We start from the raw sequence: 26411 nt of genomic DNA on the forward strand, positions 1-26411 counted from the left end.
CGGGGCTTTTTCGTTATTGTCTGCAACTACTCGTTCTCGTCTTTTGGCAATTGATATCGCCCGAGAATTTCCCGGTAATGATGCGTCTGCTTGAACCAGGGAATATAGCGGACAAATTCAAGAGCTCTCTCCCTGTTCGGGGATTCCTTTGAAATGGCCATGTAGGCCCCGGCCGGAACGGAGACCAGGCCAACAGGTTGCAGATCAGAGACGATCTCACCTGTCCTTTTCATGTAATTGATAATATTCAGATCCAGCACGGAGATATCCACACGACCGTTCTCGAGCTTTTTGACCAGATTGGTCAAACTGCCATCTGTCGGGTCCTTCTTCAGGCTTTCTTCTGAATCAAAGGGTTCGCCATAGCTGAAGCCACGCATCACACCGACAACATAGGGCCTGAGACTTTCAACCGTCCCATCAAAAAGGATTTCTTCCTGTCTGTCCCGCCGCACATAATAGGAGTGCTGAACATAGGACATCGGTGAGCCTTCAACAAAGTCGAGGTAGGCTTCACGTTCAGGATTTTTACGAACAAACATCAGAATGTCTGCCTGCCCTGTCCTGACCATGGCCATGGCACGCTTCCAGGGCAGATCCTTGACAACATAGTCCGTTCCGGTGAGCTCTGCCAGCTTCTCCAGAAGATTGCCGTGAATGCCGTCATATTGCCCCGCTTCATTGCGGAAATCATAGGGAGGGTAGCTCCCGGAATCCCTCAGGATAATCAGGGGTTCCTGATCCTCTGCAGCCGCAGGCTGACCCGTCAGAACGGTCGCCAGAACAACAGATGCGGCAAAAGCAAAAAATTTCACGGCCAGGCTCCACAAAACAAAAGCATCTACAAAAGATAAAAAAACTCAATTCAGCTCGCAAGCATATTTATATATTCACTTGTTATGAAGCAAATCCTTATCTTTCCTGAATTCCCTGTTTTCAATTTACAAAACAAATATAAAAATTAATTCAATTTTTCAGATAGGACTGATACTTCTTCATAATCTCTTTGTACTTTTCAGTCTTCTTGAAATCTGCAATGGATCGAACAAACGCATAGGCTTCTCTGGCTCTGTCTGATTTTTTTGAAACAGCCATGTAAATTTTAATGGGCCTGTAAACATCCCCGATTGGCAGCAGATCAGGACTGGCGAGTTTTTCCTTCTGGAAATATCCGACAATGTTCCTGTCAATAATCGCGACATCAATCCGCCCTGTTTCAAGTTTTCGGACAAGATTGATCACACCATTGTCTGTCAGGTCCTTCTTCAGGCCATAAGTGCTGTTGATCGGCCCACCGTAATCAAACCCGCGCATGACTCCGATTGTATAGGGTCTGAGGCTTTCAATGGCGCCATCGTACAATACATCGCTCTGCCGGTCTTTCTGGATGAAAAAGCTGTTGTTGACCGAAAGCAGATCTGTGCCCTCAATAAAATCCATGTAGGCCAGTCTTTCAGCCGTTCGTCTTGCATAGAGAAGAATATCAGCCCGACCATCCTGCATCATGGCCAGAGCACGCTTCCAGGGAACATCCCTGATCAGCAGTCGCGTTTTCGTCTGTCGCGCCAGTTCTGCCAGAATCTCGCCATGCACACCAACCAGTTGCCCTCTGGAGTTGCGAAATTCATAGGGTGGATAGTTGCCACTGTCACGCACAACAATCAGAGCCTGATTGTCATCAACAGCCAGCGCAGCCTTGTTCAAAAAGCTGAAAACAACAAAAAGTGCCAAAAACACAACGCTTTTATTCTGCAATGCCCCGACTCACACTCACACCATTCCGCCGCCCAAAACCTACTCAGACTAGCAAGAAAGTATGAATTTTGCTATCGGACATTGATAAACATCAATTTTCTATGTTTTTACGCCTCGCGTTGCAGCCTCAAGCATGCCATCCAGATCACAGTGTTCTTCCAGATGGTCAGCCAGTTCATCCAGGACCTGATCAATCAGGGCCTCAAAGTTAACCGACACGACCTCTTCACTCCTGATCCTTGAAAGAAAAACCGCTCTGAAACTGTCATCCGAAAAAAGACCGTGCAGATAGCACCCTGCAATCCTGCCCTCTTCGATATAAACGCCCTCCGCACGATCACCCAGTTGCAAAAGCGCAGAGGCCCTGCTTTCGCCTTCCCTCAGAAGGCGCGTTTCCCCGACATGCATTTCGTATCCGTGCAACCCGATCCCGCTGATCCGATCCGTTCCACAAACCTCGATCAGGGTTTTTGTCGCCGTCAGTTCGGTTTCAACCGGCAGAAGTCCCAACCCCGTAACTGTCGAGGGCTCGCCCTCAATGCCGATCGGATCAGAAAGCAGCTCTCCCATCATCTGGTATCCCCCGCAAATGCCGAAAACATGGCCGCCTCTTCTGATATGGGCCATCAGATCGACATCCCATCCCTGGGCACGGAAAAAGGCGAGATCAGCAAGTGTTGCCTTGGATCCGGGCAGAATAACCATGTCTGTTTCAGCCGGAATGACCTCCCCGGGATGGATAAAGCGCAGCTCCACTTCCGGTTCGGCAATCAGGGGATCGAAATCATCAAAGTTGGAGATACGGGAAATCAACGGGACTGCAATTCTGATTTTGGCACCCTCGTTCAGCTTCTGTGTCTTGCGATCCTGCACAGAAACCGCGTCCTCATCCGGCAACAGACGTGCCCTTTTGAAGAAGGGGATCACCCCCAGTGACGGGAAGGCCGTCCGGTCCGTGATAATATCAAGGCCGGATTCAAACAGGGCAACATCACCGCGAAACTTGTTGATCAGATAGCCTGCAACACGCTCCCGTTCACTCTCCGAAAGCACCTCACGCGTTCCGATGAGCGAGGCAATCACGCCACCACGGTCGATATCTCCAACCAGAACCACGGGAACATCCGCTGCTTCTGCAAATCCCATGTTGGCAATGTCCCCGGACCTGAGATTGGCTTCAGCCGGGCTTCCCGCCCCCTCGACCAGCACAAGATCAGCCTCCTGTCCCAGACGCTCAAAGCTTTCCAGCACCCTGGGCATCAGGTTCTTGCGGGTTTTCCAGTAGGCTCCTCCGCCCGTATTCCCCCAGATTTTTCCCTGGACAATCACCTGTGAACCATAATCGCTCTGCGGTTTGAGCAGAACGGGATTCATATCGGTGTTGGGTCTCACCCCACAGGCTCTCGCCTGCAAGGCCTGTGCCCGCCCAATCTCGCCCCCGTCTTCCGTCACAGCAGCATTGTTGGACATGTTCTGGGGCTTGAAAGGGCGCACCTTCAAACCCTTTCTGCTGTAGGCACGGGCAAATCCGGCAACCAGCAGGGACTTGCCGACATCAGATCCCGTTCCCTGAAACATGATTGCAGGAAAGCTGCGCTCGTAAGGCACTGTCTCTGATGTGGTTTCATCCATTGGAATCAAGCCTCTTTGATAAATAGGACTTTTCTGAAGATAGCAGAGCCATTAGGCTCACCCGAAAAGAAACTAGGGGGTAGCCCCGCAACAGGGCAAGGATTCTTCACATGAGCACAGCAGAAAAGAGCACCGGTCATCTCCGGGGTTATCCTGACAGCTATTACAGCCGTACGGCCTGTCTGGACCAGTCCCCCTGGGAACAGCTCCGGACCAGCACTCCCCTTCATGCTGATCTTTGCATTGTTGGCGGCGGCATGGCTGGCCTGAACGCGGCCCAGGAAGCGCTTGATCGCGGCAAGACGGTTGTTCTTCTCGAACAAAATCACATCGGCTGGGGTGCTTCCGGACGCAATGGCGGTCTTGTCTCCTCCTTCTGGTCAGAGGGACAGGATGGCCTGATTGCAAAGGTTGGCCGGGACAACGCAAAAACCCTCTTTGACATTTCTTCCGAAGGCGTGGAAATCGTTCGCGAGAGAATTCAGCGACACAGCATGACCTCCGTCAATGCCGTCTCCGGCAAGTTTGGCGTCCAGCGTCATCCCGGATGCGAAGGCCTGAAGCGCAAGGCAGAGCAGTCCGAAAGGGAATACGGTTACGCTCTGGAGTTCATGGATCGCCCTGCGTTGCAGGAACATCTGGCCACAGACATCTACCACGGTGGTCTCCATGACCCGCAGGCCTTTCATTTTCATCCGCTGAACTATTGTCTGGAACTGGGGAAAGCCCTGACAGCACAGGGCGCCCGGCTGTTCGAGCAGAGTGAAATGACCGGTCTGGAACGCCTGACAACGGACGAGTGGTCTGTCAAAACGGAAAAGGGCGAAGTCCGGGCCCAGAAGGTCATGCTCTGCGGAGGCGGCTATGGCAAAAAGATGGACAGGCGCATTGGTCGTGCCTTCCTGTCGATTGCAACCTATATCATCCTGACCGAGCCACTGGGGGATCGCCTCAAATCCGTGATCAAAACAGATGCTGCTGTGGTCGACAACAGGCGCTCTTCTGACTACTACCGGATTGTCGATGGGGATCGTCTGCTCTGGGGAGGACGGATTTCCACGCGCAATATTGAAAACGTCAAACGCCTGAGCGCCCTGCTCAACAGTGACGTCCTGCAGGTCTATCCCCAGCTTGATCCGCTGCCCATCGCCACAGCCTGGTCCGGTCTTATGGGTTACGCCAAACACAAGATGCCGCACATTCTGGAACTGGAACCCGGTCTGTGGACCTGCATGTCCTATGGTGGTCATGGTGTGAACACAACGGCTGCAGGAGCCCGCGTGACAGTCGAAGCTCTTTGGGGGGACAGCGACCGCTACCGCCTCTTCTCGCCTTTCGGACTGGACTGGAACGGGGGTTTTGTCGGACCGATTGCAGCAGAAACGGTTTATCTGTGGCTCCGTCTGCAGGATTACTGGGCAGAACGCATCAAGAGCAAATTCCGGGGTTAATCGTCTTCTCGCAGAGCAAGATCCCCCGCCCGGCCCAACCAGCACTGCACGACATTCTGCACATCGTGCCTGTCATCAAGCTCAGGGCGGGGAGCAATATCCCAGTCCCATTCGGAAAAAACACCACCCTGCCCTGACAGACGGTAGTCCCACAAGGCATGGGCTTTTGCGGTTTGCTCACCTTCCAGCAGGGTTTTATGCCAGCGATCACAAATCACCAGAAGCTGACCCGTCCCCAGATCACGCAGCCAGATTGCGTGATCATCCAGCAGATGTCGGGCAATGGCCCTTTCTTCCCCGGATGTCAACTCCTGCCCCTCTTTCAGAAGCTCCCGGGCAACAGACAAGGGCATAACCGGCAGTTGCGACATGAGGTTCAGCGAAACAACCAGATCGAAACCGCTTCCGATCTCCGGCGGGCTCAGCATCTCCCTTTGCGGACTTCCGGAAAGAGCAGAGTGCAGAAAGCTCTTGCGCCTGTCGGGAGAAAGGTCAAAAAATCCTGTCACATCCGCTTCCACAAGTCGGACATTTCCGAGCTTCTCTGCCTTTTTTCGCATGGGACGAAGAAACACAAGGTCGACCAGAACAACCTGCCGGAATTCTGCTGAAAGCTGCTCCAGCGGAAGGTCGTGCCCTGCCCCCGCCCCAAGAACGACGACGGAGTTTCTGCCAGAGCAATGCCCGACAGCTTCAAGAATTCGGGACCTGCAGTTTTGCAAATGCCCGGACCAGCCTTCCCTGCAACGTTTGTAACGTGCATCAATCGCAATGGCCTCAGACAAGAAACCCTCTTTTCTCGCCACAGCAGATGCCGGGGAAAAGAGGGAGCGAAACCATTCCAGAATCATGATCGTTACTGTCTCCCATCAAAAAAGGGAGCAGATCGAAACCTGCTCCCTGATCTTCAAACCTTAAGGATAATCGCAGCGATCACCAGTTATGTTGGCGAAGCCCCGGCTTCCCTGCACCAGCGAGAAGCGATACTCGTTTCCGGACACAACAACCGACTTGTGTAACGGGAGCTTGCCTTCAATGACTTCCGTTTTCCCGCCCAGCAGTGTGAAGACAATCTTCACAGGCTGTGCCGGATCAAACCAGGCCTCTACCTTGCCTTCCGCATTGGTTGCAGACTGCCCACTGGCTGTGATCAGAACACCTCCGCTGGCAAAGCTGACAGAATCGTTAGCACCGCTGAAGAAGGGAGTATTGACAAAGAAGCGCTTGTCTTCGGGATTGTTGTCACAGGCCCTCTCCTTTGATGCCGAGCTCACCAGAAAGGTCACACGGTCCGCAGCAACGCCTTCGTCAAGACGGGCAATGACTGTGTCCATGATGGTCTTGAGTTCGCCTTTGGGAACATCCCGGTCATAACGCTCTTCCCACTCCTGGGCCTTGCTGTCCATTTCAGCAAGCTTTGCGTTCAGACCACTGCGTTCCTCATGCAGTGCAGCAATGTCCTGCTTCTGCTGATCAACCGTTTCTTCCAGCCGTTGAACCTGACGTTTTGCCAGATCCTCTCCGGACAGATAGGCAAAGGTACCGGCAGCACCGATGAAAGCCAGCGCCATGAGCCACTTGAACAGTGTGCGGCGGAACTTTTGAGATCGACGTTTGCGTGCTTCACGCAGACCTAGAGACATAGTCACGTATTCCCGTATGTTTTTGGGGTCAGAATTCGCCGGATTCCCCATAGCTTTCAGGCTGGCTCATCCGAAACGCACCCCATGCTGACCCTGCATGATGGCAAGAAGGTGATAAGGAAGAAGTTCTTGCGAAAAATGAATGATTTTTCCTACTCCTTTCCAAAAGCTCGCGCAAGATCATTCCGGCACAAGACAAGACTTCAAGCTGTAAAAAAGATATAGCCAAATACAATTGTATTATGCTTAGAGAGATTTCAGTAACATTCACACCTGAATTGGTGCATAGTTAAAGCCTCGGTCAACCCGGAAACAAAAGCGTTTAAAATCAACCATAACAATGTACTCGCACTAGACAATGCCATCTGAAGACAAAAAGAAAAAAAGCCAGAATTCTGCATCTTCGCATACAACCATTGATACAGATATTGCCATTATCGGTGGTGGACCTTCCGGTATGATGGCAGCTCTCCGTCTGGCTGAGCGTGGATACAAAGTGGAACTTTTTGAAGCCCGACCTTCACTGGCCAGAAAGTTCCAGCTGGCCGGACGCGGCGGGCTGAACATCACCCACAGCGAAAATGTCGACAGATTTTTGACACGTTATGGCTCCGAAGCTGCTCTTTTTGCCAACTATCTGGCAAGCTTCAGCCCGGATAACCTCCGTGATTTCTGCGGACAAATGGGCGAGGAAACCTTTGTGGGAAGCAGCGGCCGGGTTTTCCCTGAAGGATTCAAGGCCACGACCCTTCTGCGAAACTGGATCAGGGCGCTTTCAGCAGCAGGAGTAACACTGCACACAAAGCACAGATGGATTGATTTCGACACCAGCAACAACCCTGTTATCCAGAGAGCGGATCACAGTCTTTGCACCATCAGGGCCAAAGCCACTGTTCTCGCCCTCGGTGGAGGATCCTGGCCCAGAATGGGGTCAGATGCGAAATGGATCCCCCTGCTGCGCGAACAGGGGATTTCCATTACGCCGCTCAGTCCTTCAAATTGCGGTTATCACAGTCATCACGCCAGCCTTTTCCCGAAAGAGCTCTGCGGTCAACCGCTCAAGAACATCGCCCTGCATCTGGATGATGAGAGCGTAAACGGTGAAGTGATACTCACCAGCTATGGCCTTGAAGGTAATGCACTTTATGCTCTGGGACGCTCTGTCAGGGAAAAGATCGCACAAGAAGGCATGGTCACCATCTTTATAGATCTGAAACCGGCCCTCTCCCTTGAAAAGATTATCGAGCGCCTGAACAAACGACCTGCCAAACACTCCATGACACGTCATCTCAAACGGGAACTCAAGCTGACAGAATCTTCCATTTCCCTGTTAAAGGTCCTGACCAACCAGGAAGATTTCACGTCTTCAAGGCGACTGGCAAGCCTGATCAAACGCCTGCCCTTCAGCCTGAGTGAGCCGCGCCCCATGGAAGAGGCAATCTCGACAGCTGGCGGTGTAGATTTTGAAGAGTGTACAGAAGGCTTGATGCTGAAAAAATTGCCGGGCGTTTTCGTCGCCGGAGAAATGCTGAACTGGGATGCTCCGACAGGAGGCTATCTGCTTCAGGGATGTATCTCCATGGGACACTATCTGGCCGGAACAATCGACGATTACCTGAAACAGCACTAGTCCTCTATTTCCGCTGTCGGTCCATTGCCTTTTTGGTTCGTGTCGTTGCCTCTGCCTGCATTGGATCATCAGGCCAGTAGTGTTTGGGATACTGGCCCTTCATATCCTTTTTGACCTCACTGTAGGTGTTCACCCAGAAAGAAGCGATATCCTGTGTCACCTGAACAGGTCTTCTCGCCGGTGACAGCAAATGCAGTGTCACGGGTAACGCACCATTGAGCAGCCTCGGTGTCTGAGCCAAACCAAACACCTCCTGTAACCTGACAGCCAGAACAGGACTTTCAGGACTGGAGTAATCCACACGATGGCTTGAACCACTCGGAACCGTAATTTTCTCAGGCGCCAGTGTTTCAAGGTTTTGCTGCTGATCCCACTCAAGGCCGGACTTGAGAATCTCCTCAAGGGAGAGCTTCTTCAGATCATTCAATCCTGTTGCTCCGGCCAGATAGGGAAGCAACCATTCATCAGATGTCTCCAGCAAACTCTCATCAGACCAGTCAGGCCAGCAATCACCCCCCTGATGAAGCCGCACAAAGTCAACGCGCTGACGCAGGCTCAGAGCCTTTTCGTAGCTTCCCAGAAGAGAAAATCCCCGGTTTGCAACCAGTTCGAGCAAGCCCTGCGCCATCAGGGCAGGATCAAAATCCTTCAGTCGCTGCCGCTCCAGCACCAGTGCCCCCAATGTTTGCTGCCGCTCGGCCAGCATGCGTTCCCGCTGCTCATCCCAAAAGACCTGATCACGCTCCTCAAGCGCATCTGCATGCCACTCCCTCAGCAGGACAGCAGACAGGGGTGCGGCCAGAAAAATACGGGCATTGGCTTTTCCACCCTTACCCGAAAGTCCCTCACCCAGTTCTGCAACAGCCAGAAACTCTGCCCCACGCAGTCCTTCGGGAAGGTTCTCAGCCTCCAGTGCCGCCCCCCGCCCGCCTGACAGCAAATAGTTGAGGCTGTCAGGCGTCCTGCGCCGGGCGATACGATCAGGATAGGCCAGAGACAGCAAAGCTGCTGCGCTCTCCCGCCAGCTTCTGTCCCTGCCCATAAAAACGGCCGGTTCAAAGCTCCCGTTTCCGGCAACAATACGGTAGAACTGTCTTGCGCTTTGCAGCACCTGCTTCATACGCCCGCGATCAAAACGCCTGTCGCTCTTTTCTTCGGCAAAAGCCTGCAGACGCACATTCAGATCGGCATTGCGCACGCCCGGACCACCTGCATTCAGAATATCCCGCTCACTCAGCAAGGCCGCAATCAGACAGGCCAGCCGGGTGCAGTCATGCTCGCCGGCCCTGACAATCATATGGGCCAGACGTGGATGGAGCGGCAAACGCACCATCCTGCCTCCGTGATCTGTCAGACGATCCTGTTTGTCGAGCGCCAGCAACATCTTCAAAAGTGTGACAGCCTGCTCCAGATTGCCTTTTGGAGGTTCGTCCATCCAGACAAGCCCCTCCCCCCGCGCACTGCCCCATTGCGCAAGTTCAAGAACCAGAGGCGCCAGATCAACGTCCAGAATCTCCGGACGATCATAGCGTGCAAGTCCGCCTGTCAGAGCCTTGGGCCACAGCCTGTAGCTAACCCCTTCTTCAGTTCGCCCTGCGCGGCCTGAACGCTGCTCTGCAGTTGCCTTTGACACACGCTCTGTCACCAGCCGGTCCATGCCTCTGTTCGGATCAAAGCGGACTGTTCGGTGATAACCGGAATCGACAACCAGTCTGACCCCTTCAATCGTCAGGCTGGTCTGGGCTATGGTTGTTGCCAGAACAACCTTGCGATACCCGGGCGGAGCGGGTTCAATCGCCTTGCGCTGTTCCGCAAGCGACAGATCTCCATAAAGAGCATGAAGGCTCGTATGATCCGGAAGTTTCCCAGCCTGTAGTCCGGACAGAACCTGACGGATTTCCCCGGTACCCGGCAAAAATGCCAGCAAAGACCCGCTTTCCTCCTGAAGAGCCTGCTCAATGACAGCAACGGTCTCTCCAACCATTTCCCGACGGCCTGTCTCTCGTCCATAGCGCAGCTCGACCGGATAGGCCCGTCCCTCACTGGTGACAACGGGAATGTGCGGGCCTCCTGCTGCTTCAGAAAGTTTCCCGGCAACACGGTCACCATCAAGCGTGGCAGACATCACCAGTATCTTCAGATCATCCCTCAGAGCCGAACAGATCTCCAGCCCCAGAGCCAATCCCAAATCCGCCTGGAGGGAACGTTCGTGAAACTCGTCAAAGATGATCAGGCCAACCTTTGAAAGTTCAGGATCAGATTGAATCCGGCGTGTCAGTATTCCTTCCGTGACAACCTCGATCCGTGTTTTCGGCCCAAGCTTGCTGTCCAGTCGCACGCGATACCCAACCGTTTGCCCCACAGCCTCACCCAGAGACTGCGCCATCCGCTCCGCAGCGGCCCGTGCCGCAAGCCTGCGTGGCTCCAGCATAATGATCCTCTGTTCTTCACCAAGCCAGGTCTCATCCAGTAGAGCCAGGGGAACCCGCGTTGTTTTCCCTGCGCCGGGAGGCGCCTGTAAAACCGCAAAGGGCGATTGCCGCAAGGCCCTTTTCAAATCCTCCAGACAGTCATCAATGGGCAAGGGTCCGGAAACAGGTTTATCGGTGTCAAAAGAAATCATCGTTTTTCAAGGACAACAAAGGAAGCAGACAAAAGAAAACCGCCAAATGGCAGCTTTGGTCAAGCGCACAATTGGCGGTTTTCAAAAATCCCGAAGGACTTCAAAGAACACTCAAGGACATCAGTCCCCTTCACCGGGGGCATCGCTCCAGAACTGCTCTTTCTTGTTTTCGACACCGTTCATGGCATCTGCATCAGGCATTGCATCTTTCTTCTGGGTGATGTTCGGCCAGATTTCAGCGAACTTGGCGTTCAACTCCAACCAGTCATCAGCAGCCGGGTCCGTATCAGCCAGAATTGCTTCAGCCGGGCACTCGGGCTCACAGACACCGCAGTCGATGCATTCGTCCGGGTGGATTACGAGAGTGTTTTCACCTTCGTAGAAACAATCAACAGGGCAGACTTCCACACAGTCGGTGTATTTGCACTTGATGCAGTTATCAACTACGACGTAGGTCATGGGCTGGATGCTCCAATTACTCTATCTCATTTGCCAATCGGAACTTTGTTCCTGACCGGCCTTTTAACCCGTACCCGTTTCGGACACAGGTCAAAAATATTGTTTTTCATTCCTGACGGCTCTGCAATAGCGCGACTTGACGCATAAGGAAAGAGAAGATCACAAGAGATTTACTCTTTCTTTCAGACAAAGCTCCTTCAGGCGTTCCTGTAGCCCAGTTCCTTGTGGCTATCCAGCAGGCGGCGACGCAGGGAAGACGCTGTTTCATCCTGCTCATCCTGTCCCGGCTGATAATAGACAGTCACATTCGCAGAGGCATTGCGATTCACACCACGGACAACTTCCGGCTTCTCTGTTTCAAAGGCATCGAATCCGCAACGACGCAGCATTTCAATCTGATCCAGAATGAAACCGCCCATTGCACGAACCTGTCCTTCAAATTCATAGCGCTCACGCAGCATGCGGCCATAGGTAAAGGCACGACCATCTGCAAAGCTTGGAAAGTTCAGGGCAACCAGTTTCAAACTGTCGATGTCTCCATCCAGAAGCTCCGGAGACTGATCGGAGTTCAGCCAGACGCCAAGATCAAGATCAGCAGCCAGCAGGCTCGCCTTGTCCTTTTCCCAGCGATCATAGCTTACAATCACAGCCCCTTCTGTCGGCAGAGCCGCTTCGTCGTCAATGCGGGTCCAGCTGTCTTCGACCACGCGTCCGTTCATAATCAATGGCATCGTTCTCTCCTGCTTTTGTGAATGGTTCACAGGAACCATCCTCAAAGGGGATATTCATCTTTATCTTATCACAAGATGAGCAAGCAGTGCTTTTACAGCCCTGTCCGGCCCGTCAATTCGTTTGTTCTGTCAGGCTGGAACGCTCCGGCGTTCCCGTGTTCGAGAAATGGATTCCACACTCAACCTTGCCCTGACCTTTCCAGCGGCCGCTGCGTGCATCCTGTCCGTCTTCCACAGGAGCAGTACAGGGCATACAGCCAATAGACAGATAGCCGTCTGCCACCAGAGGATGTCTCGGCAGATCATATCGCGTGAAGTAGTCCTCGATATCCTCTGCGGTCCAGTAGGCCAGAGGATTGATCTTGATCTGCGATCCTTCGGCCTCAACGATTTCCAGAGCGGAACGGGTGTCCGCCTGAAATCTCTTGCGACCGGATATCCACGCCGTCAGTCCATCCAGAGCACGCTGCATGGGCTCGACCTTGCGCACCCAGCAACACATATTCGCGTTTCCGTTCCAGAGAATCCCCTTCGGGTCCTCTTGCTTCAGGCGTTCCTCGTCCGGCAGAATTGTCCTGACTTCAGTCAGCCCCAGCAACTCGACAAGCTTCTTCTTGTAACGGCGGGTCTCCCCAAAAAGCTTGCCTGTATCCAGAAACACAACAGGCGTTGCAGGATCAATCTGCGCAACCATGTGCAACAGAACGGCAGACTCTGCGCCAAAGGATGAAACCAGAGCGATTTCTCCCTTGAACTCTTCCCGGATCAGAAGGCCCAGTGCTTCCTCTGTAGGCAGATCACGCACCCGATCCAGCAGACTCTGCGCGCGCTCGGCTGTCGCAGACAACCGGGCACCCGCAGTATCAGCCTGCCTGATGCAATTCGAATCAAGCGGCATAGAGGCGTTCCTTGAATGGCTCCAGACCAACGCGATTGTAAGTTTGCAGGAAGGTTTCCTCTTCCGATTCACGGATATCAACGTAGGTGTTCACGATGTTTTCCACAGCATCAACCACATCGTCATAGCCGAAACCCGGACCGATAATCTTGCCGACAGCAGCATTGTTGTCTGCCGAACCACCCAGTGTGATCTGGTAGTTCTCAAGACCCTTGCGGTCCACGCCGAGAATACCGATGTGCCCAACGTGGTGGTGGCCACAGGCGTTGATACAACCGGAAATCTTGAGCTTCAGCTCACCGATGTTGTGCTGGCGTTCCAGATCCGCAAAACGGTTGCTGATGTTCTGTGCAACCGGGATCGCACGGGCATTTGCAAGGGCACAGTAATCCAGCCCCGGGCAGGCGATCATGTCAGAGATCATGCCAAGATTGGCAGTACCCAGACCGGCAGCTTCCAGTTCCTGCCACAGATCAAAAAGATCATCCTTTTTGACATGGACAAGCGTCAGGTTCTGTTCGTGGGTCGCACGGATTTCACCCAGGCTGTACTTTTCAGCCAGATCCGCAACGATGTCCATCTGCTCTGCCGTGATGTCACCAGGGGCCTCACCAACAGGCTTCAGGGAAATGTTCGCAATCGCATAACCCGGTTGCTTGTGATCCGCGACATTGGCCTTCACCCAGTAGTTAAAGGCCTTGTGTTCGAATTTCATCGCCTCGAGTTTCACCGAGTGATCCTCGAGCTCTTCATAGCTTGGCGGCGCGAAATAGGTGTTGATGCGATCAATCTCGTCCTGCGGGAGTTTCAGTGCAGAATCCTTGATGCGGTTCCACTCTTCCTCGACGCGTTCACGGATTTCATCAATACCTGTTTCGTGAACGAGGATCTTGATACGCGCCTTGTACTTGTTATCGCGGCGACCGTACTGGTTGTACACGCGCAGGATTGCTTCCAGATAACTCAGAAGATGCTCTTTCGGCAGGAAGTCACGGATCAGCTTGGCAATCATCGGGGTACGCCCCTGACCACCACCAACATAGACCTCAAAGCCTACCTCGCCGGCTTCGTTCTGCTTGAGCGCCAGACCGATATCGTGAACCTGGATCGCAGCACGATCATAGGTCGCACCGGTCACGGCCACCTTGAACTTGCGCGGCAGGAAGGTGAATTCCGGGTGCAGGGAAGACCACTGACGAATGATCTCGCAATAAACACGCGGATCTTCAATTTCATCCGCAGCAGCACCAGCGTACTGATCGGATGTTGTGTTCCGGATACAGTTACCGGATGTCTGGATCGCGTGCATTTCCACAGAAGCCAGATCGTCCAGAATGGCAGGCACATCCTGGAGAACAGGCCAGTTGTACTGGATGTTCTGACGGGTTGTGAAGTGGCCATAGCCCTTGTCATAGGTGCGGGCAATATGAGCCAGCTTGCGCATCTGGTTGCCGTTGAAGCTGCCATAGGGAATGGCAACGCGCAGCATGTAGGCATGCAGCTGCAGATAAAGGCCGTTCATCAGGCGCAGAGGCTTGAACTCGTCTTCAGAGAGTTCACCGGCCAGACGGCGTTCCACCTGGTCCCGGAATTGCGCAACGCGCTGGCTGACAAAGCTGTGGTCAAATTCATCATATCTGTACATGGTCTTTTTCCTGACAGAAGCGAGCCGATTTCTCATCAAGGCCCGGATTTACTGTTTCATCCTGACTTGCGGGTTCAGACGTTCTTTGCCTGTTTTCCCAGATCGCGGCGCGTCGTCGGGCCCGCCGCACGGATACTTTCCTTCATGGAGATCAAGCGGATCGAACCATCCTCGTTACGGTCAACCTTTGCGAGGTATGCACCGACAGTTTTGTGATCCAGTTCCGCCTGTTTGGCGATTGCCTGAACCTCTTCGGCCTGATCCTTGTCTTCAACCACGCGGGCTTTCGCATAGTGTTCGGACCAGTCGCCGCTGTCGGTCAGATAAACCACTTCACCATCCAGCAATCGGTTCGCAGTCATAATTTGCAGCACCATGGCTTTTCTTCTCCTGATGCAGTCCTCTTTTTGACGAGGTTCTGCCTTTTCCTTACCTGATTGATGCCCCTGGGCATCTGTTCCTATTCGGCGAACTGCACATCCGCCGGAAATTCAAATTCGGCATCCGGTTGCGCCAGTTGCAGCCGGGCATAATCGGCAACCTTGCCAACAACAATCAAAGCCGGTGCCTTGACGTCATAGTCCTGAACCATTTTTTCGAGGTCAGCCAGCCTGCCCGGAATGACGCGCTGATCCTTGCGCGTCCCATTCTCGACAAAGGCTGCAGGCGTCTGCGCATCCATACCGTGTCTGATCAAACGGGCCGAGATTTCCGACGACTTGCCCACACCCATGTAAAACACCAGCGTCTGCCGGGAATTCACAAGACTGGCCCAGTCTGCGTCCTCGATACCGTCTCCGGCATGTCCGGCAACGAAAGTCACCATGGAAGCATGCTCGCGGTGCGTCAGCGGAATGGCAGCAGAAGCAGCACAGCCTGTGGCGGCTGTGACACCGGGAACGATATCGACATCAACACCATGCTCACGCAGGAGATCGAGCTCTTCACCGCCACGACCAAAGATAAAGGGATCACCGCCCTTGAGGCGAACAACGCGACGGCCGGACAGGGCCTCGTCAACCAGCAAGCGGTTGATCTGCTCCTGTGTCATCGCATGTTTGCCCGGCGCCTTGCCGACATAGATGCGATCCGCATCGCGACGGACATATTCCAGCATGGAATCATCCAGCAGGCGATCGTATACGACAACATCGGCCTGCTGCATGAAGCGCATGGCACGGAAGGTCAGCAAATCGGGATCACCCGGGCCGGCACCAACAATGGCAACATGACCTTTCAGGTCTTCAGAACGGTCAGCCGTGTTCACAAGCTTGAGCATCTGCTCATGCGCAAGTTGCTCACGCCCGGCGAGATAGTTGTCTGCTATGGAACCGGAGAAAAAGCGCTCCCAGAACCTGCGACGTGCTGTTCCGCTTTGGCGGGTTGCACGCACTGCCCCGCGAAAGGAATCTGCAAAGCTGACCAGACGCCCCAGTGACGGATGCAACATGGCTTCCAGCTTTTCACGCAGGTTGCGGACCACAATCGGTGCAGCACCCGAACTGCAGATTGCGACCACCAGAGGTGAACGATCCACAATAGCCGGGGTGATAAAGTCGGAAATACCGGGCTTGTCCACAGCATTGACCGGAACAGAATGCGCACGCGCCGCCTCTGTGACAGCAAGATCCACATCGTCCAGATCAGTTGCAGCGAAAACCAGCGCCTTGCCGATCACATCTTCCGGCTGGAACTTTCGGGCCACATGAACAATCGCCCCGTCCATTGCCATCTGTTGCAGTTCATCACAGAGAGATGGCGCCACAACCGTGATCACCGGGTCAGCCTTGCGCAGAAGACGCACTTTGCGAACAGCATTGTCACCACCGCCAACAAGCAGGACGTGACGCTGTTTGATACCAAAAAAGATCGGAAAATGTTCCATGATCCCTCTCCAGAAGCAGCCAGAGCCAAACCACATCTGCGGCACTCTGTGCAAACTACAATGACATTACAGAGAAGATGGCATCTTTTAAAAAAAACACAAGAGCGAATGTGAAAAAATATTTTATTTACATCTTTATGATGTTTAAAATGGAAGAGCACTCTTCAAATCCACAAAAACCCTGTCCAAATCAAAAAATAAATTATATTTTTCAATAATATAATTTATAAAATTAAAACACACATCTGCTTTTATAGCAGTAAAGGGAAACGAAAGTTTCACAAAAAAATGACCGGATGCATCACAAAGACACATCCGGTCACAAATTTAAACACATAAAATTGTGTATATTAAATCATCACACCACGCTCTTCCGACTTTTGCGCAAGTTCCAGTATTCTGCCTCTGTCACTCAGGACCGGATCATTTTGAAAGTCACTGTAGTGCGTATCAAACCAGGCTTTCACAGGCAACAGAACCGGATCGGCAAGGCCCCGTTCCAGCAAGCGAACAACTCTGGGGATGTGGACAGGATAGTGATCCCGTCCATCCCGGACAGCCAGACGCACAAAAATACCCGCAACCTTACAGTGTCTCTGCACACCATACGAGCGATACCACGCCATAAAGGCTGAAGGATCAAAGGGTATGACAGAATCTGAAGAAGGCTCCTGTCTTTCAAAGAAACCGATATAGCTTTCCAGCATTTCCTCTATCAGAGCCGGCTCGATATCCCTGCGGGCATCTTCCAGCAGGGAAACAACGTCATAGGCCGCTGTGCCGATAAGAGCATCCTGAAAATCCAGAAGGCCGCAGGCTTCAACACCATCCCGCCCGGACAAAAGCATGAGATTGTCAACGTGGAAGTCCCTCAGGACCAGCTGAGGTTGCTGGGGCTTGAGGCTGTCAAAAACAGAACACCAGGCTGACACATAGCTCTGGCGCAGAGCATCCGGCATGATGTCCCCCCGTACAGCAGGAAAATGCCAGTCAGCCAGCAACAGGGCTTCACGAATCAGCACAGTCCTGTCATAGGGCGGCACCTCGATTTCTGCCGAGTTATCCTTTGCGTGCAGCTCTGCCAGACAAAGCGTTGCAAGCCTGTAGAGCGCAACCTCGTCATGTCCGTTCTTCAGAAGACGGGTATAGGTCCCCTCCCCGAAATCCTCAAGCAGCAGGAAACCCTGCTCCATATCCCTTGCCAGAACGCGTGGCGCAGAAAACCCCTGGGCGCAAAGATGATCGGCCACCTTCACAAAGGGTTTTACATCTTCCTTTTCAGGGGGGGCATCCATAATAAGGGCGGACTGGCCGTCCGGTTTCTCCAGACGGTAATAGCGTCGGGCGGAAGCATCGGCTGGCAAAGCGTGAACCTGTACATTCCCCCAGTCATACTTCCTTGCAAAAGCGAGTCTTGCCTCTTCCCGATTGCCCATCGTGTTTTCTTTCCTGCTCGTCACCACAAACATTTTTCCTCTTTATCAGGATCTTCCGGGTCAATCTGCCTTCAAGCCCCGTTCAGAGCAACAAGATCCTTCTGTTTTGCGTATCAAAGTGGTGAGACTGTGCTAAAATAAACATGAAAAGAATTTTATATCGAACCAAAGCAAAAAAATGTCAGGCAACAAACGCCAGCAACCGCTCTACAAGACAATTAAAAAAGACATTCAAGGCAAGATATCCTCCGGCGAATGGACTGTGGGCAGTGTCATTCCCTCGGAACACGAGTTGCTGGAGCAGTACGACGTTGCCCGGATGACAGTACACCGGGCCTTGCGGGAGCTGACAGCCGAGGGATGGCTTGTTCGCAAACGCGGCGCAGGCACCTTTGTCGCCGAGCACAACCCGCAAACAGCAATCTTTGGCATTAGAAGCATCGCCCAGGAGGTCAGGGGAAAAGGTCTGAGCTACAGCAATCGCGTGCTGGCTCACCACAAGGAAATGGCAAACGACACCATCGCCGAACTGCTGGAGCTTCCGGTTGCAACTGTGGTGTTTCACTCCCTGATCCTGCACTTTCAGGACAAACAGCCGATCCAGCTTGAAAACCGCTATGTCAGCCCGGCTCTGGCCCCCGATTACCTTGACAACGACATTGAGCAAACACCGCCTTACGAGTATCTGATCAAGGCTGCCCCCTTGAGTGACGCCCAGCATCGCATCAAGGCAAAAGCCGCAGACAGCCAGGACGCAGAGCTTCTCCAGATAGAGCGCGGTTCCCCCTGTCTGCAGATCACACGGCGTACATGGAGTTCCGGGAAGCCTGTCTCCTTTGTCAAACTGACTCACCCCGGCGATCTCTATGAGCTGGACAGCCGGTTCTTCGGCTAGGGCTTTTTCCCTTTCTTCAGTTTCCGAACAGCAAAACGGGCAGGATGAAGCCCTGCAACCTCCTTTGCTGCCAGAGGCAAAGGCTGCCCCGTCAAAAGGGCCGTTACATAGGCCGCAACAAGCGGGGCTGTGACAAACCCTCTGGATCCGTGTCCGACAGAGCAATACAAACCGTTATAATAAAGCGGATCCCGCTCCCGGGACGGATGCCCCTTGATGTGCAGCCCCTGATAATGCGCATCATATTCTGACAGACGCGGAAGAGGCCCTGCGATCGGGAAGCGATCTGAAACCGTCGCTCTCAAGGAAGCACGATCCCCGAAATTCCCGTCGGCCTCCTGCTCCAGCTCAGCCGCCCATTCAGGAAAGTGCTGTCCCAAACGCTTCAGGTTGTCCTGTCTGTTTTCGTCCGTCACAGCAGTCCAGCTTTCCGGATTGTCATCCTTCCATTGCTCGTAGGTCGCCCCCAGAACCTGACATCGTTCTCCCCGGGCTGTTTTCACAGGTGGCGAGATATAACAGCGCCCGCTGACAATTGCCTTTTGCCTGTCTTTTGACGACAACACAGGGATCGTGGTGACCTGCCCCTTGTTCAAATGTAATGGCAAGCGGCAGCATTGTTCAAAATGGACAGCGTCATATCCGTTGCACAGAACAACGGCATCAAACTCGCCCAGCGATATATCCCTGTCGTCCAGCAAGAGCCACTTTGCTTCATCCTCGGCTCTGCAGATGGAATGAACCCTGTTTCCGGTATGGACAGAAACGCCCCTGACCAGCGCCCTTGCAAGCGCAGAGGTCTCAAGACATCCGGCTGTCTGATACCAGAGCGCGTCTTCTTCAATCTCAAGACCGCAGAGTTCGGATGCTTCACTGGCGGTGACAAGACGGAAAAGTTCCTCCGGCAGGGAAGGTTCTGCTACAATATCCTGCAAGCGCTGCCAGTCTTCCTCATCCTTTGGCAGATGCAGACTTCCACATTTTGCAGCCCAGATTTCCTCATCACATGCCGCCAGATCGTCATAGAAGGATGCGGCGTAGAAAAAAGAAGCACGAAGATAGGCCCCCAGTTCACTGCTGGCTTTCAAAAGAGTCGGCTCGAACATGGCAGCCGGATTTCCGGACGCACCGGATGCAATGGCTTCGAAGCGATCATAGAGATCCACCTGGAAACCGGCCCTGTGAAGATGGCAGGCCATCGTATTACCGGCAATTCCGGCACCTACAACAGCCACAGAAGCACCATACGGCAGCCTTGTGTCCGGCAGTGCATAATAACGGGGCAATCCCGAAAGAACCGGCGCGTCCTTCTCATCCGATTCACCGGAAAAGGTTCCGACCAACCTCTCTCTCTTGCGGCCGAACCCTGCAACCTTTTGCATTTCAAAACCGCAGGCCTGCAGGCCCCGGCGCACATGCCCGGCCGCTGTAAAAGTGGCCAGCCTCGTGCCTTTGTGACTGAGTCGACCAAGCTGTTCATAAACGGCCTCACACCACATTTCCGGATTTTTCGCCGGTGCAAAACCGTCCAGATAAATTGCATCGATGCTGGCAGAACACCCCGGGAGGACCTCAGAAATTTCTCCAATCAGAAGGATCAGGCGAACTGCCCCATCCTCAAAATCCAGAACATGCGTTCCCTTGCTCAGGGGAGGATAGGCCTGCACAAGAGCCTCTGCCTCCTCTGAAAGCTCCGGCCAGTGAGACAGAGCAGCTTCCAGATCCTTTTTGGAGAGCGGAAAGCCCTCGACAGACACAAAGGTCAGACCCGGCTTTGGATGTTCCTTGCTCTCCGGACGCCATTCCTTCCAGGCCGCCCAGGTCACCAGGAAATTGAGACCGGTCCCGAAGCCCGTTTCCAGAATGGAAAAGGGGCGCCCGTCATCCCCAGCCACGGAGAAAAGCCCCTCAAAGCCACCAACGCCCTCCAGAAAGACAAAGCGGCTTTCTGCCAGTCCGTCCTCTTTGGAAAAGTAGACATCGTCAAAACGCTTGGAAACAGGAGTGCGTTCATCTCTCCACTCCAGATCGGCGCGCTCGGCAAAAACAGGTCTGTGATGATTTTCGTTGGGCATGTTCATTGCAAAAATGTAATCTTTTCAAGAGGGCCTTGTCAGAAAAATGCAGTCCTATATAAGAAATCCTTCAAGAGCAATCAGCCATTGTCTGATGAGGCAAAAGGCGACAGCCCTTATCATACCAACCTCGCAGAGCAGGACAGCAAAACCTTGGATACTCCCGATCTCCCTCTCTGGTACCTCATTCTGCTGTCACTGGTACAGGGCATTACAGAATTTCTTCCGATCTCCTCCTCGGCTCACCTGATCCTCCTGCCTCTCGTAGCCCATGTTCCCGACCAGGGTATCATGATCGATGTTGCCACTCATGTTGGTACTCTTCTGGCCGTCCTGATGGCCTTTCGAAAGGATGTGGGACGGCTCTTCGCAGGCGGCATAAACCTGCTTCAGGGAAAAATACGCAACGAGAACACCGACCTTTTGCTGAAGGTTGCTGTTGGTACAATCCCTGTCGTCATTGTTGGCGCCTGCTTCAAGGATGTGATCAGCTCGGATTTCAGAAGCCCTGTTCTCATTGCTGCAACCTCTGCGCTCTTTGGTCTGCTGTTGTGGTGGTCGGACCGCAAGGGCGGCGAAGCCACAGGCGATTTCACCAACCTGACATGGCGTGTCGTGATTCTCATCGGTCTCTTTCAGGCTGTCGCCCTTGTTCCCGGTGTCAGCCGTTCCGGCATCACCATGACAGCGGCACTGTTCTGCGGCCTGCAACGTACCGAAGCAGCCCGCTTTTCGCTGCTGCTGGCCATCCCGACCACAGCTGCAGCAGGCCTTCTCGTTTCCATGGACCTCATGGCAGAGGGATCCGCAACATTGCAACTGGATGCCCTGATTGCTGCAGCCCTGTCCTTTGTCAGTGCGTGGGGAGCCATCATCCTGATGATGCGCTGGCTGCGCAATTCCGGTTTTGGCGTCTTCGTGGTCTATCGTCTGCTTTTGTCCGGAGCCTTGCTGTTCGCTCTCTGGTCCGGCCTGCTCTAGCTTTTTACAAAAAAGATAATGCTGAGGCTGACACCAACCAGAATGATAAAGGCCCGGAGTACACTGACCGGTAAATAGCGCGCGATCATTGATCCGCAATAGCCGCCGATCACTGTACCGATGATCATGACTGCAGCAAACTCCCAGTAGATCAATCCTGCGAAGGCATAGATCACAACAGAGGCCGTTGTCAGAACAAAGGACATCGCGCTTTTCAAACCGATTGTCGCTTTCAGATCCCTGTATCCGAGGAACGAAAAGAGCGCGATAATGATAATACCGACCCCGCCATTGAAATAGCCGCCATAGGTCGTCACAAAATAGGTCGCAGCTGCTTCCAGTCCCCTGCCCGCCTTGCTTTCCGATTTCAGCAGACGCTTGATCTGTTCCTGGAATGCAAAAAGAGCGGTCGCAATGACAAGCAGCCAGGGGACAATCCCCCGGAACACATCAGGCGGTGTATTGAGCAGCAAAAAGGCCCCCGTGGCTCCGCCGACAATGGACAAAAGCAGAATTCTGATCAGCAGGCCGCGGTCATAGTTCGCAAGCTCCTGTCTGAAAGCCACCGCAGAACCAAGATATCCCAGAAAAACAGAAACTGCCGATGTCGCATTTGCCGCCAGCACAGGAACCCCTGAAAAAACCAGCGCAGGAAAGGTCAGGAAGGACCCGCCACCAGCAAGCGCGTTCAGCGCACCTGCACCAAAGGCGGCGGCAAAAAGAATAGCGTATTCAGTCATCAGGAGGATTGGGCCTTGCCGAAATTGTCAGGAAGCCAGGGGATCATGGAACGGACCGTTTCAAACATAACGTCCTGACTGTTGGATTGATAACCATAAACCCTGATCGCAAAAACAGCCATCATAACCTGCTTTGCCATCAGACTGGCTTCCTCTGGCGGGAAGGCCTGTTCAAGGCCTTTGCGATAAGCCGCTTCATTGAGCTGCAGTTTCTCAGTCGCAAGGGCTGAAAGCTCGGGATCCAGCGAAGAAAGCTCAAGCTGTGTCTTGATCAGAAAACAGCTGCAATACTCTCCTGCTTTTGTCTGGCTGATCACAAGGTTCAAAAGCCGCGCAATCCCCTCGACAACATTGTCCGCCGAAGAAAGCGTTTCCTCAATTCGTTGCTGGGACACAAGGGCATAGCATTCAATCGCTTCCCTGAACAGCATCTCCTTGCTGCCGAACTCGTGATACAGACTGCCAGCCTGCAGGCCTGTAGCCCTGGACAGCTGCTGAATGCTGCAGGCGCCGTAACCGGCCTGCCAGAACAAATTCATGGCCTGTTCCAGCACAGCCCGCCTGTCAAAAAGTTTCTTTGCCATTGATCCTGCCCTTCAATCCTTCTTACAGATTTATGATATTTTGAGCGGACATTCAAAAACTTTTGACAAACCCTTTGGCATGGAATAATTTTGAATGATCATTCAAAAAGTTCTTTCCAAGAGAGATATCATGTCACTTGCCGATCAACTGACAGAGCGCCGCACCGCTTCTGCTCAAAACCTTCCTTCCGATGTTCACGCAGCGATGATGAATGCCACAAAATTCCTCAAGGAATCAGGCATTGAGGACGCGGCTCCCAAGGCTGGTGAAAAGCTGCTGTCCTTTGAACTCCCCAATCAGAATGGTGACAGGCGCAAGCTTGAGGACCTGCTGCAAAACGGTCCTCTTGTGATCACCTTCTACCGTGGTGGCTGGTGCCCTTACTGCAATATGGAACTGCGTGCATTCCAGCTGGAGCTGGATGCGATCAAGGCCGCAGGCGCCGGACTGGTTGCCATCACTCCGGAACTTCCGGATGCCTCTCTCTCCACAACGGAAAAGAACGAACTGGGCTTTGAAGTCCTGTCCGACGTGAACTCTGCCTACGCCCGCGAACTGGGCCTGGTTTTCACTCTCGCAGAAGAACTGCGCCCCATTTACAAAAGCTTCGGCATTGAAGTCGAACAGCACAACGGGGAAGGCCAGTTTGACCTGCCCCTGTCTGCAACCTTCATCGTCAACAGCGACGGCACAATCAAATCAGCCTTTGTGGATGCTGATTACACATACCGGCAGGAGCCGAGCGAGGTTGTTAAAGCGCTGGGTTAACTCTTAACCCGATCAGGCAGCGCTTTAACGCAAAAGCCCGCCCTCTTCATCGGGGGCGGGCTTTCATCTTTCCGGTTTCAGGCTAAGACGCCTTACTTCACTGTGATACGGCCATCCGTGTAAGGCTGATAGCTGTCCCGGCCTTTCAGATAGTCTGCGACCACATCCTCAAGCGATGGCCCGTAGTCATAGGCTTCCTGCCCCTCTTCGGCAAAGACGGCATACCCGTCACCACCTGATCTGAGATAGTTGTTCGTCACCACTCCATAGAGCTTGTCACTGTCCAGCAGTTCCCAGGTTCCGTTTTCATTGACTTCCACACCGGAAACACGCTGCCCCGGCTCTGCTGTCAGGGAAACGCTGTAGCGAAGACCGGCAACCTGCGGGAAGCGCCCCGCTCCCTCTTCAATCTGGCCAACACCGTTTTCCAGTGCACGGATCACATCGCCTCCCTTGATTTTGAAGGTTGCCAGCGTGTTCTGGAAGGGAAGGACAGTCAGTACATCCCCCATGGTCACGGTGCCATCTTCTATAGAAGCCCGCAAACCGCCACCATTCTGAATGGCAAAGGATACACCCTGATCCCTGACCCGTTCCAGCATCGCATCGGTCACGAGGTTGCCCATGGCGCACTCCCTTGAACGACAGTTCTCACGACTGCCATCAATGGTTTCCGTTGCCTTGCCGACCACCTGTCTTTTCAGTTCATCCAGTGGCTGCGCCAGCTCGGCGACACGGGCCCTGACAGTTTCATCCTCTGCAATGGATGCATCCAGCAACAGAGGTTCCCCCGTTGCAGAAACAACCTGTCCCTTTTCATCAAAGACAATTTTGATCTCGCCCAGATACTTTGAATAGGCATAGGCCTGTACAACAGGCACGTCATAGCCGCCTTCATTTTTCACAACAACAGGATAAGGACCGGAGGCCTTGGGGTCCGTGTTGGACAAGAGTGTGTGGGAATGTCCACCAACAACGACATCCAGCCCCCTGACCTGACCAGCCAGACTGATATCACGCAGCAACCCGACATGTGTCAGGGCAATGATCTTGTTGATTCCCTGCCCTTCCAGCTCCTCGACAGTCTTGAGCAGGTAGGACCCGGCATTGTGAATTTCGACATGTTCGCCTGGGGATGACGTCTCGACAGTGTCTTCAGCCAGAACAGAGACAATTGCGATTTTCTCGCCACCGATTTCAAGGATGACATGATCCCTGAAAGCGCCTTTGATGCCGGACGCTTCATCAGCTTCGGTATTGCCCGAAATAACAGGAAACTCTGCCTGATCCAGAAAATCCTTGAGCCCTTCAGGGCCATCATCAAACTCGTGGTTCCCCAGAGCCATGACGTCATAATCCATGGCATTCATGAACTCGACAGCAGCCTTGCCCTTGTAGGTGGAATAGAACAGTGAGCCCTGAAACTGGTCACCCGCATCCAGCAACAGAACATTTTCCCCCTTGAGAGCATTCCTGCGCTCTTCAATGGCTGTCTTCAAACGTGCAACGCCACCAAAACACTTTCCTTCGGCAGCATCTTCCCCGGAACAGGTGCTGTCGTATTTGTTCACAGCCTCGATACGGCTGTGCAGATCATTGGTGTGGAGGATATGAAGCGTAAAGTTTTCAGCAAAAGCAGAAGTGGTCAGCAAAGCAGACGTTGCCGCCCCTGCCAGCAAAGAGAACATTGAGTTGCGAAGAGTCATATCTGGTCCCTGTTGGATGAAGTTCTGAACATTCTTTCAATGCACGCAGTCTAACTTCACTCTGACAGGAACAAAACGTATAAAAAAAGCCTCCTGCGTTTTTTGCAGGAGGCTTCTTGATCCGTCATTTTTCCACCCTATTCGGGACGCGGCGGCTGAACCCATCCCGCCTGAACAGCAGGGCGTGCTGCAAAACGCTCGATATAGGACACAACGTTTTTAAAGCTGTAAAGCCCGACAACGTCCTGTGCACCATAAAATTTTTCAAGTGTTTGCAGCCAGGGAACAATCGCAATATCCGCGATGGAGAAATCTCCGGCTACCCAGTCACGCCCATCGAGTTGCTTGTCAAGAACACCAAGCAAGCGTTTGACTTCATTAATATAACGGTTACGCGGGCGTGGATCTTCAATCTCGGAACCCGCAAACTTGAAGAAGAAACCGAGCTGTCCGAACATGGGGCCAACACCACCCATCTGGAACATCAGCCATTTCTGAACTTCGTACTTTTCGCGCTCGTTTGTTCCCATCAGCCTGCCGGTCTTCTCGGCAAGATAAATCAGGATCGCCCCGCTTTCGAACAATCCGATGGCTTCACCTTCAGGTCCATCCGGGTCCACGATGGCCGGGATCTTGTTGTTCGGGTTCAGGGACAGGAATTCCGGACTTTTAACATCGGCATCGGCCAGTGTGACCAGATGGGCTTCATAGGGCAAACCCAGTTCCTCCAGTGCAATCGACACCTTTACGCCATTGGGCGTCGGAAAAGAATAAAGCTGAATGATGTCAGGATTGTCTGACGGCCAACGCTTTGTAATATCAAAACTATCCAGTTTGCTCATGGATCAGTGAACTCCGTTGTAGAACAGTCAA

Annotated in this window: 23 protein-coding genes; 5 read left to right on the top strand and 18 right to left on the bottom strand. The window is 53.2% G+C overall.

Annotated features, from left to right (window positions below):
- Window positions 1-26: 26 nt before the first annotated feature.
- The 3 genes from AAAH10_RS09780 to AAAH10_RS09790 all read right to left on the bottom strand — a co-directional run bounded on the left by AAAH10_RS09780 (window position 27) and on the right by AAAH10_RS09790 (window position 3387).
- Window positions 27-815: a substrate-binding periplasmic protein gene (locus tag AAAH10_RS09780; RefSeq protein WP_343562979.1), complete on the bottom strand. Its 789-nt coding sequence runs from the start codon at window positions 813-815 to the stop codon at window positions 27-29.
- Between the two features lie 151 nt (window positions 816-966).
- On the bottom strand, window positions 967-1737 hold the full coding sequence (locus AAAH10_RS09785) for a substrate-binding periplasmic protein (protein WP_343562981.1): 771 nt from the start codon (window positions 1735-1737) through the stop codon (window positions 967-969).
- Window positions 1738-1854: 117 nt separating this feature from the next.
- On the bottom strand, window positions 1855-3387 hold the full coding sequence (locus AAAH10_RS09790; protein WP_343562983.1) for a cobyric acid synthase: 1533 nt from the start codon (window positions 3385-3387) through the stop codon (window positions 1855-1857).
- A 110-nt stretch (window positions 3388-3497) separates the two neighbouring features.
- On the opposite strand from AAAH10_RS09790, the gene AAAH10_RS09795 reads away from it, so the two are divergent.
- Window positions 3498-4838, top strand: coding sequence for an NAD(P)/FAD-dependent oxidoreductase (locus tag AAAH10_RS09795; protein ID WP_343562985.1), 1341 nt, complete (start codon window positions 3498-3500; stop codon window positions 4836-4838).
- Here the strand turns inward: AAAH10_RS09795 and AAAH10_RS09800 are convergent.
- On the bottom strand, window positions 4835-5623 hold the full coding sequence (locus AAAH10_RS09800; RefSeq protein WP_343562987.1) for a hypothetical protein: 789 nt from the start codon (window positions 5621-5623) through the stop codon (window positions 4835-4837). The two genes, AAAH10_RS09795 and AAAH10_RS09800, sit on opposite strands and share 4 nt — an antisense overlap.
- Before the next feature lie 129 nt (window positions 5624-5752).
- Complete coding sequence (locus AAAH10_RS09805) at window positions 5753-6481, bottom strand: hypothetical protein (RefSeq protein WP_343562989.1); 729 nt, start codon at window positions 6479-6481, stop codon at window positions 5753-5755.
- 358 nt (window positions 6482-6839) lie between these two features.
- Here AAAH10_RS09805 and AAAH10_RS09810 point away from each other — a divergent pair, with 358 nt between their 5' ends.
- Window positions 6840-8111, top strand: a complete 1272-nt coding sequence (locus tag AAAH10_RS09810; protein ID WP_343562992.1) for a BaiN/RdsA family NAD(P)/FAD-dependent oxidoreductase — start codon at window positions 6840-6842, stop codon at window positions 8109-8111.
- A 4-nt stretch (window positions 8112-8115) separates the two neighbouring features.
- On the opposite strand, the gene hrpB is transcribed toward AAAH10_RS09810, so the two are convergent.
- The 8 genes from hrpB to AAAH10_RS09850 all read right to left on the bottom strand — a co-directional run bounded on the left by hrpB (window position 8116) and on the right by AAAH10_RS09850 (window position 17812).
- On the bottom strand, window positions 8116-10734 hold the full coding sequence (hrpB, locus tag AAAH10_RS09815) for an ATP-dependent helicase HrpB (protein WP_343562994.1): 2619 nt from the start codon (window positions 10732-10734) through the stop codon (window positions 8116-8118).
- Between the two features lie 120 nt (window positions 10735-10854).
- Window positions 10855-11193 carry a ferredoxin FdxA gene (fdxA, locus tag AAAH10_RS09820; RefSeq protein ID WP_343562996.1) on the bottom strand — a complete coding sequence of 113 codons (339 nt, stop codon included), beginning with the start codon at window positions 11191-11193 and terminating at the stop codon, window positions 10855-10857.
- A 197-nt stretch (window positions 11194-11390) separates the two neighbouring features.
- The gene (locus AAAH10_RS09825) at window positions 11391-11924 is read right to left on the bottom strand and encodes a DUF934 domain-containing protein (protein ID WP_343562998.1); all 534 of its coding nucleotides are present in this window, start codon (window positions 11922-11924) and stop codon (window positions 11391-11393) included.
- A 112-nt stretch (window positions 11925-12036) separates the two neighbouring features.
- The gene (locus AAAH10_RS09830; RefSeq protein ID WP_343563000.1) at window positions 12037-12822 is read right to left on the bottom strand and encodes a phosphoadenylyl-sulfate reductase; all 786 of its coding nucleotides are present in this window, start codon (window positions 12820-12822) and stop codon (window positions 12037-12039) included.
- Complete coding sequence (locus AAAH10_RS09835; RefSeq protein WP_343563002.1) at window positions 12812-14467, bottom strand: nitrite/sulfite reductase; 1656 nt, start codon at window positions 14465-14467, stop codon at window positions 12812-12814. The genes AAAH10_RS09830 and AAAH10_RS09835 overlap by 11 nt, the downstream gene beginning before the upstream one ends.
- 74 nt (window positions 14468-14541) lie before the next feature.
- A complete protein-coding gene (locus AAAH10_RS09840; RefSeq protein ID WP_343563004.1) occupies window positions 14542-14844 on the bottom strand; it encodes a DUF2849 domain-containing protein in 303 nt (100 codons plus the stop codon).
- A gap of 83 nt (window positions 14845-14927) precedes the next feature.
- Entirely contained in the window at window positions 14928-16352 is a 1425-nt protein-coding gene (gene cysG / locus AAAH10_RS09845; RefSeq protein ID WP_343563006.1) for a siroheme synthase CysG, read from the bottom strand.
- 350 nt (window positions 16353-16702) lie between these two features.
- Window positions 16703-17812: an aminoglycoside phosphotransferase family protein gene (locus AAAH10_RS09850; RefSeq protein WP_343563008.1), complete on the bottom strand. Its 1110-nt coding sequence runs from the start codon at window positions 17810-17812 to the stop codon at window positions 16703-16705.
- Between the two features lie 154 nt (window positions 17813-17966).
- Between AAAH10_RS09850 and hutC the strand changes: the two genes are divergently transcribed.
- Complete coding sequence (gene hutC, locus AAAH10_RS09855) at window positions 17967-18683, top strand: histidine utilization transcriptional repressor HutC (protein WP_343563010.1); 717 nt, start codon at window positions 17967-17969, stop codon at window positions 18681-18683.
- On the opposite strand, the gene mnmC is transcribed toward hutC, so the two are convergent.
- Window positions 18680-20764 carry a bifunctional tRNA (5-methylaminomethyl-2-thiouridine)(34)-methyltransferase MnmC2/FAD-dependent 5-carboxymethylaminomethyl-2-thiouridine(34) oxidoreductase MnmC1 gene (gene mnmC / locus AAAH10_RS09860; RefSeq protein ID WP_343563013.1) on the bottom strand — a complete coding sequence of 695 codons (2085 nt, stop codon included), beginning with the start codon at window positions 20762-20764 and terminating at the stop codon, window positions 18680-18682. The genes hutC and mnmC overlap by 4 nt on opposite strands.
- Before the next feature lie 81 nt (window positions 20765-20845).
- On the opposite strand from mnmC, the gene AAAH10_RS09865 reads away from it, so the two are divergent.
- Window positions 20846-21739: an undecaprenyl-diphosphate phosphatase gene (locus AAAH10_RS09865; RefSeq protein ID WP_343563015.1), complete on the top strand. Its 894-nt coding sequence runs from the start codon at window positions 20846-20848 to the stop codon at window positions 21737-21739.
- Here the strand turns inward: AAAH10_RS09865 and AAAH10_RS09870 are convergent.
- Both AAAH10_RS09870 and AAAH10_RS09875 read right to left on the bottom strand, forming a co-directional pair.
- On the bottom strand, window positions 21736-22479 hold the full coding sequence (locus tag AAAH10_RS09870; RefSeq protein ID WP_343563017.1) for a sulfite exporter TauE/SafE family protein: 744 nt from the start codon (window positions 22477-22479) through the stop codon (window positions 21736-21738). The genes AAAH10_RS09865 and AAAH10_RS09870 overlap by 4 nt on opposite strands.
- Window positions 22479-23063, bottom strand: a complete 585-nt coding sequence (locus AAAH10_RS09875; RefSeq protein WP_343563020.1) for a TetR/AcrR family transcriptional regulator — start codon at window positions 23061-23063, stop codon at window positions 22479-22481. Before AAAH10_RS09875 ends, AAAH10_RS09870 begins: the two co-directional genes overlap by 1 nt.
- Before the next feature lie 130 nt (window positions 23064-23193).
- Here AAAH10_RS09875 and AAAH10_RS09880 point away from each other — a divergent pair, with 130 nt between their 5' ends.
- On the top strand, window positions 23194-23832 hold the full coding sequence (locus tag AAAH10_RS09880; RefSeq protein ID WP_343563022.1) for a peroxiredoxin-like family protein: 639 nt from the start codon (window positions 23194-23196) through the stop codon (window positions 23830-23832).
- 92 nt (window positions 23833-23924) lie between these two features.
- On the opposite strand, the gene AAAH10_RS09885 is transcribed toward AAAH10_RS09880, so the two are convergent.
- Together AAAH10_RS09885 and AAAH10_RS09890 are read right to left on the bottom strand one after the other, a co-directional pair.
- A complete protein-coding gene (locus AAAH10_RS09885; protein ID WP_343563024.1) occupies window positions 23925-25538 on the bottom strand; it encodes a bifunctional metallophosphatase/5'-nucleotidase in 1614 nt (537 codons plus the stop codon).
- A 137-nt stretch (window positions 25539-25675) separates the two neighbouring features.
- Window positions 25676-26380, bottom strand: coding sequence for a glutathione S-transferase family protein (locus tag AAAH10_RS09890; protein WP_343563026.1), 705 nt, complete (start codon window positions 26378-26380; stop codon window positions 25676-25678).
- Window positions 26381-26411: the final 31 nt, after the last annotated feature.

The sequence above is a fragment of the Carbonatibacter coralli genome, assembly GCF_039592655.1.
GTDB classification, from domain to species: domain Bacteria; phylum Pseudomonadota; class Alphaproteobacteria; order Kiloniellales; family Kiloniellaceae; genus Carbonatibacter; species Carbonatibacter coralli.

Bases quoted from the DNA above. Each gene is read 5' to 3' on its own strand.
- AAAH10_RS09825 (WP_343562998.1), bottom strand. From the start codon at position 11,924: ATGCCATTGATTATGAACGGACGCGTGGTCGAAGACAGCTGGACCCGC.
- AAAH10_RS09885 (WP_343563024.1), bottom strand. From the start codon at position 25,538: ATGACTCTTCGCAACTCAATGTTCTCTTTGCTGGCAGGGGCGGCAACG.
- mnmC (WP_343563013.1), bottom strand. From the start codon at position 20,764: ATGAACATGCCCAACGAAAATCATCACAGACCTGTTTTTGCCGAGCGC.
- AAAH10_RS09875 (WP_343563020.1), bottom strand. From the start codon at position 23,063: ATGGCAAAGAAACTTTTTGACAGGCGGGCTGTGCTGGAACAGGCCATG.
- hutC (WP_343563010.1), top strand. From the start codon at position 17,967: ATGTCAGGCAACAAACGCCAGCAACCGCTCTACAAGACAATTAAAAAA.
- AAAH10_RS09795 (WP_343562985.1), top strand. From the start codon at position 3,498: ATGAGCACAGCAGAAAAGAGCACCGGTCATCTCCGGGGTTATCCTGAC.
- fdxA (WP_343562996.1), bottom strand. From the start codon at position 11,193: ATGACCTACGTCGTAGTTGATAACTGCATCAAGTGCAAATACACCGAC.
- AAAH10_RS09870 (WP_343563017.1), bottom strand. From the start codon at position 22,479: ATGACTGAATACGCTATTCTTTTTGCCGCCGCCTTTGGTGCAGGTGCG.
- AAAH10_RS09835 (WP_343563002.1), bottom strand. From the start codon at position 14,467: ATGTACAGATATGATGAATTTGACCACAGCTTTGTCAGCCAGCGCGTT.
- AAAH10_RS09890 (WP_343563026.1), bottom strand. From the start codon at position 26,380: ATGAGCAAACTGGATAGTTTTGATATTACAAAGCGTTGGCCGTCAGAC.
- AAAH10_RS09805 (WP_343562989.1), bottom strand. From the start codon at position 6,481: ATGTCTCTAGGTCTGCGTGAAGCACGCAAACGTCGATCTCAAAAGTTC.
- cysG (WP_343563006.1), bottom strand. From the start codon at position 16,352: ATGGAACATTTTCCGATCTTTTTTGGTATCAAACAGCGTCACGTCCTG.
- hrpB (WP_343562994.1), bottom strand. From the start codon at position 10,734: ATGATTTCTTTTGACACCGATAAACCTGTTTCCGGACCCTTGCCCATT.
- AAAH10_RS09840 (WP_343563004.1), bottom strand. From the start codon at position 14,844: ATGGTGCTGCAAATTATGACTGCGAACCGATTGCTGGATGGTGAAGTG.
- AAAH10_RS09790 (WP_343562983.1), bottom strand. From the start codon at position 3,387: ATGGATGAAACCACATCAGAGACAGTGCCTTACGAGCGCAGCTTTCCT.
- AAAH10_RS09830 (WP_343563000.1), bottom strand. From the start codon at position 12,822: ATGCCGCTTGATTCGAATTGCATCAGGCAGGCTGATACTGCGGGTGCC.
- AAAH10_RS09880 (WP_343563022.1), top strand. From the start codon at position 23,194: ATGTCACTTGCCGATCAACTGACAGAGCGCCGCACCGCTTCTGCTCAA.
- AAAH10_RS09810 (WP_343562992.1), top strand. From the start codon at position 6,840: ATGCCATCTGAAGACAAAAAGAAAAAAAGCCAGAATTCTGCATCTTCG.